This window comes from Streptomyces sp. 13-12-16 (genome assembly GCF_002114215.1).
Taxonomy (GTDB): domain Bacteria; phylum Actinomycetota; class Actinomycetes; order Streptomycetales; family Streptomycetaceae; genus Streptomyces.
Genome location: NZ_NCTE01001500.1, coordinates 29,061 through 35,305 on the forward strand (window position 1 = coordinate 29,061; position 6,245 = coordinate 35,305).

Annotated in this window: 5 protein-coding genes and 3 pseudogenes; 5 read left to right on the forward strand and 3 right to left on the reverse strand. The window is 70.2% G+C overall.

Features of this window, described 5'->3' with window-relative positions; genetic code table 11:
- The first annotated feature begins 156 nt into the window (after positions 1–156).
- From B7767_RS43620 to B7767_RS48995, 3 genes and pseudogenes are all read left to right on the forward strand, one after another.
- Positions 157–876 carry an IS6 family transposase gene (locus B7767_RS43620; protein WP_085576600.1) on the forward strand — a complete coding sequence of 240 codons (720 nt, stop codon included), beginning with the start codon at positions 157–159 and terminating at the stop codon, positions 874–876.
- 613 nt (positions 877–1,489) lie between these two features.
- Positions 1,490–1,843: pseudogene (locus B7767_RS48990) on the forward strand (DUF4253 domain-containing protein); the annotation flags it as partial.
- A 92-nt stretch (positions 1,844–1,935) separates the two neighbouring features.
- The gene (locus tag B7767_RS48995; protein WP_256923798.1) at positions 1,936–2,055 is read left to right on the forward strand and encodes a DUF4253 domain-containing protein; all 120 of its coding nucleotides are present in this window, start codon (positions 1,936–1,938) and stop codon (positions 2,053–2,055) included.
- A gap of 492 nt (positions 2,056–2,547) precedes the next feature.
- On the opposite strand, the gene B7767_RS43630 is transcribed toward B7767_RS48995, so the two are convergent.
- Entirely contained in the window at positions 2,548–3,171 is a 624-nt protein-coding gene (locus B7767_RS43630; RefSeq protein WP_085576601.1) for a TetR/AcrR family transcriptional regulator C-terminal domain-containing protein, read from the reverse strand.
- Between the two features lie 68 nt (positions 3,172–3,239).
- Between B7767_RS43630 and B7767_RS43635 the strand changes: the two genes are divergently transcribed.
- Together B7767_RS43635 and B7767_RS47590 are read left to right on the forward strand one after the other, a co-directional pair.
- Positions 3,240–4,709, forward strand: a complete 1,470-nt coding sequence (locus B7767_RS43635) for an FAD-dependent monooxygenase (protein WP_085576602.1) — start codon at positions 3,240–3,242, stop codon at positions 4,707–4,709.
- Between the two features lie 27 nt (positions 4,710–4,736).
- Positions 4,737–5,054, forward strand: a pseudogene (locus B7767_RS47590) (ATP-binding cassette domain-containing protein); the annotation flags it as partial.
- A gap of 249 nt (positions 5,055–5,303) precedes the next feature.
- Here the strand turns inward: B7767_RS47590 and B7767_RS45580 are convergent.
- Both B7767_RS45580 and B7767_RS45585 read right to left on the reverse strand, forming a co-directional pair.
- Positions 5,304–6,008 carry an IS3 family transposase gene (locus tag B7767_RS45580; RefSeq protein WP_179167570.1) on the reverse strand — a complete coding sequence of 235 codons (705 nt, stop codon included), beginning with the start codon at positions 6,006–6,008 and terminating at the stop codon, positions 5,304–5,306.
- Between the two features lie 64 nt (positions 6,009–6,072).
- A pseudogene (locus B7767_RS45585) lies at positions 6,073–6,245 on the reverse strand (IS30 family transposase); the annotation flags it as partial.

Below are 6,245 nucleotides of genomic sequence, written 5' to 3' on the forward strand. Positions count from 1 at the left end.
CCTCGCCGCTTCCGCTACGATGCCGACAGGCAGGACGCGCACCGCCGACCGCCGCCGCTGCACTCCCGCCCGCGCCGGGGGCAGCACTGAGGCGCTGTCACGTTGACTGGCTCGGTGGGATGATCTTGGGGTTGATCTTGCTGGAGGTGGTTGTCCGTGGGGGACGTGTCGCCGTCGTACAAGGGGCACCGCTACCCGGTGGAGGTCATCTCCCACTGTGTGTGGCTGTACTTCCGCTTCCCGCTCAGCTACCGCGAGGTCGAGGAGCTGATGCTCCAACGCGGCGTGATCGTCTCCTACGAGACCGTCCGCCGCTGGTGCGTGAAGTTCGGCCAGGCCTATGCCGACGGGCTGCGTCGTCGTCGGCCCCAGCCCGGCGACAAATGGCATCTCGACGAGGTCTTCCTCAAGGTCAACGGCGAGTGGCGCTACCTGTGGCGGGCTGTGGACCAGGACGGCCACGTGCTGGACATCCTGGTCCAGTCCCGGCGTGACGCGAAGGCTGCCAGGCGGTTCATGGCCAAGCTCTTGAAGAAGCAGTGCCGGGTACCGAGGGTGCTGGTCACCGACAAGCTGAAGAGCTACCGCGCCGCCCACCGGGAGCTGATGCCCTCGGTGGAACACCGCGCTCACAAGGGGCTGAACAACCGGGCCGAGAACTCTCACCAGCCCACCCGGCAGCGCGAACGTGCCATGAAAGGCTTCCGCAGCGTCGGCGCCGCCCAGAGGTTTCTGTCCTCGTTCAGTGGCATCTCACCGCACTTCCGACCCCGCCGTCACCTCATGACCGCCTCCGGACACCGCCTCGAGATGACCATCCGCTTCGCCATCTGGGACCAGATCACCGGCGCCGCCGGCCGACTCACCCCGGCCTGAGCACAGGCTCGGACCGCGCGCCACCATGCCCCGACGCACCGTCAGACACCCGACAACGTGACAGCGCCCTTCGAGCACATCCGCGGATATGGCACCGTGCCCTTCAAGTCCGGCCCGTCACGTCCGCCGTGGTGGCGGGCCGGACCTTCTGACATAGAGCCGGGTCGCCGCGCTCTTCGACGGCGACTGGACGACCCAAGCTGCCGCCCCGGGTGCCGCCAGGACGGGAATGACTGGAGGGCGACCGAGGACTTCCCCGCCCGTCCGGCCTCCGAGCCGGCACCGCGCGGTCTGAACGAGCTGCGTGCCCTGTCGGCTCCGCGCCGGCACAGGGCCTGTTGTCGGACCGGGAACCTAGCATCCGCTCGTGAACCTCGAATCCCGTCTGCCCCAGGGCTTGATACTGCCGCCCGGCCGCATGATCACGTCGGAGGAAGGCCACGGCACCGTGCAGCCGCTGTGGCTGAGCGACAGCCCGCCCTCTGCCGGCCTGTGGCCCCGTCTGCGCGCGGAGCATGCCGCCTCCGGCCTCTGGCCACTCCTGCTCGCCCCCTTGGATCCGCACGACACCGACGTCCGCCCCTGGGCCCGCGGCGAACTGTCCCCCGAACGCATGTCCTCCCCGGCAGACCACGATCCCCAGACCGTCCTCGCCCGCTGGTGGCAGGACCACACCGCCACCGACGAGGAAGACGACCAGCTGGATGCAGAAAAACGCCTGGCCGTCATCGCCCCGTTCGGCCAGACCTGGCCCGGACCCGCACCCGCCACCACGCCTGTCGAGGACGCCGACGCGACAGCCGATCAGTACGCGCAAGTCTTCCTGGACCGGCACCCGCACGCCCGCCTCGGACTCGTCGCCGCGCCCCGTGGAGCCGACGCCCTCACCACCGCCGGCTGGGAGGGCCCGGTGAACTACGACAACGACACCGCCACGTTCTCCGCCGTCCTGCGCGACTGGGAAGACCGCTTCGGCGCCCGCGTCGTCGGCGTCGGTTTCGACACCCTGCACCTCAGCGTCGCAGCCCTCCCCCACACGGCCTCGAAGACGCCCTGCGCATTGCCGCCGAGCACTTCGCCTTCTGCCCCGACAACATCTGGCAGGGCACCCACCGAGACCTGGCCACCTACGCCGAGAACCTCATCGACCTGAACTGCTGGGACTTCTGGTGGGACTGACCAGACAGACAAGCCGGACCCCGGCCCAGTGGCCCCAGACAGGAGCAGCGGCAGATCCGACCGGACGCCGCGTCGGCGCCGCGATCTCCCAGGCCCTGAAACAGCCTCGTCCCCAAAACCGGCACGGCCGCGCCGACGGCAGTCATCTGCCTGGATGACCGCGTCACCGCCAAGGACACCACTTCCTAGACCCTCCCGCGCTCTGCCCGGGGCACGGAAGGCCCGGGCACAGCGGCCCGGCGACGCCCTCCGCGGTTTCTCAGCCCTCGTCCCACGCCCACTTCGACGGATCGTCGGTCCTGGCGGCTTCAGGCCACGCAGCCGTCGGTCATCGCCTGAGATTTTGCCCGTATCGACCTGGTGGACCTTCACCGGGTCTACGCACTGGTCTTCCTCGAGCACGGCGCGCACGGGGCGTTCAAACAAACCGTGGGTGCTGTCCCGGCTGGGGGCCTCGCCGGCAGCGGGCCGCGGCCAAGGCGTGGAGGACTGTCATGTGGGGATGTGGGAGAGGATCGCCTGCAGGCCGAAGGTGAAGCGCTGCTCGAAGTCCTGCCGGAGGTGGGGCAGGACCCGTTGCAGCGCCGGGTACGTGCTGGGGGCGACGGCGCGGGTGAGTCGTTCGTCGCTTTCCTCGGGGGCGGCCTGTTCCTCCTGAGTCAGGCCGAGGGCAAAGTAAGTGACCGTCCAGGCGGTCCAGGCCGCCCGCTGCTCGTCGGCGCCGGCTTTCAGGAGCGCGTCGACGAGGTGGTCGGCGAAGCGCAGCGTGTGCGGTTCGGCCGGGTAGGTGCCGGTGACCAGGGCGGCGCCGTCGCGGTGGGCGAGCAGGGCACGCCGGTAACGGGCGGCGAGTTCACGGGCGCGTTCCAGCGGGGTGTCGGGCAGGCTGTCGTAGCGGATGCCGCCGAGGACGGCGTCGGCCATCAGTTCCAGCATCCGGGCCTTGGTCTTCACGTGCCACAGCACGGTGTTCATGCGGACGCCGAGGCGGTCGGCGACCGCCCGGGTGGACAGGCTGTCCAGTCCGCGCTCGTCCAGGACGTGGAGGGCGGCGGCGATCACGGCGGTGCGTGTGAGCTGGCTCGGGGCGTCTTCCACCATTTGCTTCTTGGTCACTGACCTAGTTTACTGCATCGCAGATAGTTGGTCACCGACCAAGGGTTGTGTCGAGGAAGTGAAAGACCATGAACTACCAGGTTGTCGTCGCAGGTGCCGGACCCGTGGGCCTGTGGCTGGCCGGCGAACTGCGCCGGGCGGGCGTCACTGTCGCCGTCATCGAGCCGCGCGCCGAACGTGATCCCCGCTCCCGAGCCCTGACCGTGCACCCCCGCACCATCGAGACCTTCGCCTCGCGCGGGGTGCACGAGCCCTTCGTCAGCGAGGGCATACCGCTGCCCGGCGGCCACTTCGGCGTCCTCGACTCCCGGCTCGATTTCCGCCGCCTGCCCAGCCCTTTCCCCTACACCCTCGCCATGCCCCAGGAACGCACCGAGGCGCTGCTGGAAGGCCAGGCCGCCGGCCTGGGCGCGGACATCCGGCGCGGGCACGAGGTCACCGGCTTCACCGAGCACCCCGACCACATCGCCGTGCACACCACCGGACCGCATGGGCCCACCACCCTCCGGGCGGCCTACCTGGTCGGCTGTGACGGCGCCCACAGCACCGTGCGCACCGCGGCGGGCATCGACTACCCCGGCACCCCTTCCACCGTGCTGGGCTGGCTCGGCGACGTCATCCTCGACCAGCCTCCGGTCCCCGGTTACAGCTACTTCGGCCCGGCCGGCACCCTGATGGCCGTCCCCATGCCCGGCGGCCTCCATCGCCTGGTCGGCATCACTCCCCGCGACCTGACCACTACCTGGCCGGGCGACCTGACCCTGGAGGAACTGCGCGAGAACGTCAGCTCCATGGCGGGCACCGACTTCGGTATGCGCGACCCGGTCTGGCTCTCCCGCTACGGCAACGCCACCCGCCTGGCCGACCGGTACCGCAAGGGCCGCGTCTTCCTCGCCGGTGACGCCGCCCACCAGCACTTCCCGGCCGGCGGCGTCAGCATGAACGTCGGCATCCAGGACGCCGCCAACCTCGCCTGGAAACTCGCCGCCACGCTCAGCGGCTGGGCCCCCGAGGGCCTGCTGGACACCTACCACGCCGAACGCCACCCCGTGGGTGCCGACCTCACCGCCACCAGCCGCGCCCAGGTCGCCCTGATGACCGCCTTCACCCCCGAGGGCCTGGACCTGCGCGGCCTGCTCGCCCGCCTGATCACCACCCTGCCCGACCTCAACGACCGCCTGGCCGCCCAGGTCAGCTCCCTCGCCGTCACCTACCCGCCCACCACCCCCGACGCGCACCCGCTCACCGGCACCCGCGCCCCCGACCTCACCCTCGGCGATACAGGCCTGTTCGCCCTGCTGCGCGCCGACCGCCACCTCCTGCTGGACCTCACCGGCAGCGACCGCCTCGCCGGGTACACCCGCGCCGGACTGCACATCCACACCGCCACCCCGTACCAGCCCCCGGCCGACTTCGCCGACGTCCGCGCCATCCTCGTCCGCCCCGACGGCCACATCGCCTGGGCGAGTGTCGAGCGGGACGACACCGCCCTCGCCGACGGCCTCACCGCGGCCCTCACCACCACCCACCGGAAGTGAGCCACCCGGTGACCGTCCAGCGCGTCGATCCGCCCGGCCTGCACACCGCACCCGGGCTCAGCAGCCAAACTCGTCGTCACCACCGGCCGTCGGCTCGTCCACCTCTCCGGCCAGGTCGTCTGGGACAGCCACGGCAACCCCACCGACGGTGACCATGCCGCCCAGGCGGCCGTCATCGCCCGCAACATCGACACCGTGCTCGGCCTCGCCGACCGGCTCGGGCACCGGCCCGCCGAGCTCTCCGGCGGGCAGCAGCAGCTCGTCGCGATCGCCCGCGCCCTCGTGGCGCGGCCCGAGGTGGTCTTCGCCGATGAGCCGACCGGCAACCTCGACTCCCGCTCCGGGGAATGGTCCTGCCGGATCCGGGGACGCTGGCCCGTCTGGAAGTGGCTCTGGGACAGCACGTGTGGCTCGGCTTGTCCGCCTGGACGGAACGGAACCAAGTGGCCCTGACTGAGTCCCGGGTCGCCCCGGGGGCTGCCGCGACCTGCGTGGCCGTCGGCGAGGGCTGGGCAGCCGGCTCGCGAGGAGGGCGTTCGTGCCTGAGGCCGGGTCCGTCGAGCACCTGGGCCGGGCCGGACGCCCTCCGGGACGTCATGCCAGGCCGGCGCTGCCGTTCAGGGAGCGGAGCAGGGCGTGCTGGCGGCGGACCTGGTCGCGGTCCCGGTAGGTTTCGCGGCGGCCCTCGTACTCGCTGGAGAGCCAGCCCCGCCAGCCGGCCGTGCGCAGGGTGGTGAGGATGTCGTGCCAGGGGATGTGCAGGTCGTCCAGGTGGTCGTCGATCTCGAAGAACTTCGCCTGGATGAAGTGCACGTGGGGCAGCACGTCGGCGAGGTCGGACATGGGGACGGCCAGGGGTTCCAGGAACGCCGGGCGCTTCTCGCCCTCGAAGCCCTCGTGACCGTCGTCGACCGGGGCGGTCTGGAAGACGCCGGTGTCGATGAGCAGCTTGAAGTGGTCGCTGCCGGTGCGGTCGATGAAGTCGAGGTAGGCCTGGGTGACCGGGTGCTTGATCGGGGTGGGGCTGTGGGTCTCGGGGCAAGGTTGGCGGGGTTTCAGGTTCGCTCGTTCGGTCGCTGCCTGCTCGGCGTAGTGCTGCTCTTCGAACTCGACCGGGCTGAGGTAGCCGAGGCGTTTCTGGATGCGCCGGCTGTTGTAGAACCCGTCGATGTACTCGAAGAGTGCGAGGTTGGCCTCGGCCCGGGTGGCGAAGGTGCGGCCGCGCGGGCCCTCGGTCTTGATGAGCATCCAGAGGTTCTCCGCGAGGGCGTTGTCGTACGAGTCCCCGATGGAACCCATGGATGCCTCAATTCCTGCTCTCATCAAGCGTGTTGTCAGCTTCACGGACGTGTACTGCTTGGACTCAACCGGTCGTTGCAACACCGGCTTGTTGGAGTAAGAGTAGTTGCTCGTTGAATGCCTCGGCCGGGGTCCTCCAGCCGAGTGTCTTGCGGGGTCTGGTGTTCAGCGCATGAGCAACGGCTTCGATTTCTTCGGCGGACCAGCGCGAGAGGTCGGTGCCCTTCGGGAAGTACC